Origin of the sequence: Streptomyces sp. E11-3, from assembly GCF_046540415.1 — a bacterium.
Classification (GTDB): Bacteria; Actinomycetota; Actinomycetes; order Streptomycetales; family Streptomycetaceae; genus Streptomyces.
This window is the reverse complement of record NZ_JAZGRL010000176.1, coordinates 1-1,406: the sequence shown is the minus strand read 5'-3', so window position 1 is coordinate 1,406 and position 1,406 is coordinate 1. Positions and strand designations below refer to the sequence as shown.

General features: G+C 70.6%; 2 protein-coding genes. Both read right to left on the bottom strand.

Going from position 1 to position 1,406, the window contains the following annotated elements:
• Positions 1-535: hypothetical protein (locus U9R90_RS36225; protein ID WP_411061746.1), on the bottom strand; the 535-nt coding region annotated here is incomplete at its 3' end.
• A 136-nt stretch (positions 536-671) separates the two neighbouring features.
• Positions 672-1,349, bottom strand: a complete 678-nt coding sequence (locus tag U9R90_RS36220; protein ID WP_411061745.1) for a GntR family transcriptional regulator — start codon at positions 1,347-1,349, stop codon at positions 672-674.
• Between the last annotated feature and the right edge of the window lie 57 nt (positions 1,350-1,406).

Sequence of the window (1,406 nt, the reverse complement as noted above, 5' to 3'; positions counted from 1 at the left end):
CCGGTTCTTCCAGGGATGTGGGGCCGGAGGGCGGGTGAGGTGCCGCTGGGGGGTTGGCCGGGTCGATGCCGATCGAGGGGGCCACGTACTCCAGCTCCCGCAGCAGGGTCTGCGAGGAGCCGAGGGGGCCGCCGCCCGCCAGGAGCTCCTCGTTGGAGAGCGGGTGCGGGAACTCGACCGGGACGTAGGCGCCCGCGTGGTCGTAGTGCCAGACCAGGTGGGACTGCTGGGCCGTCGTCTCGAACATCTCCAGGAGTTGTTCGTAGTCGCCGCCGAGTTCGTCTACGGGTGTGACCGCGAGGCCGCAGATCTGGAGCAGGTACGCGCGGCGCAGGAAATGCAGTGCGTCGTAGTCGAAGCCCGCGATGGGGGCGACGTCCCCGGTGAGGCCGGGCATATAGGCGTAGACGGGGACCGGGGGCAGACCCGCGTCGCCCAGCGCCTTGTCGTAGAGCGCGAGCTCCTCGGCGAAGGGGTTGTCCGCGCTGTGGCACAGCACATCGACCAGGGGAACGAGCCACAGGTCACAGGCCAAGGGAACGGCTCCTCACTGCGCAACGAGTAGGTCCTGGCAGCGTAGTAGGACCCTGGCCCCGTCAGCTGCCCCCTTGCAGATCCCGGTGCAGGTCGGGCGCCCGGCCTGGCTGGTTTGATGCTCGTTACCCGGCCAGTTACCCGGCCAGTTTTTCGGCCAGGGCCAGGGAGTGGTCGTTGTACTCGGCGACCAGGGCGGAGGCGCAGGGGGCGTCTCGGCGCAGTACCGCGTCCACCAGCTCGGTGTGGCCGCTCCACAGCTGTCCGTCCAGGTCGGCCGCGCCGCGCAGGTGCGGCACCACGAAGGCCCAGGCCTGGATGCGGAGCCGGTGCAGGAAGTCGGTGAGGTAGGGGTTGCCGAACAGGGAGCTCAGTTCGCGCCAGAAGCTCAGGTCGTAGCCGACCAGGACGTTCAGGTCGCCGATCGTGGCCGCGCGCTGGGCCTCCCAGGCGCGGCGGCGCACCGAGGCGAGCTGGTCGACGAGGTGGGCGGCGCCGCGCTCGGCGATGCCGCGGAAGATCGCCTCGGCGAGGAGTCTGCGGGCCTCGACCATGCTGCGGTAGTCGGCTACGGAGTACTCGTGTACGCGGAAGCCGCGGTGTTGCACGGAGTCGAGCAGGCCCTGCGCGGAGAGGTCTACCAGGGCCTCGCGGACGGGGGTCGCGGAGACGCCGTACTGCTCGGCGATCTCCTTGACCGTGAACTCCTGGCCGGGCTTGAGGCGTCCCGCGAGGATCTCGTCGCGGAGGGCGTCGGCGAGCTGCTGGCGCAGGGTGTTGCGGGTGACGCCGGTGCCCCTGGCTGTGCCGCGCATGGTGCCCTCTCTTGCTGTGTGGGGTGGCCAGCTGGCCAGCCTACGTGGTGGGGGCGG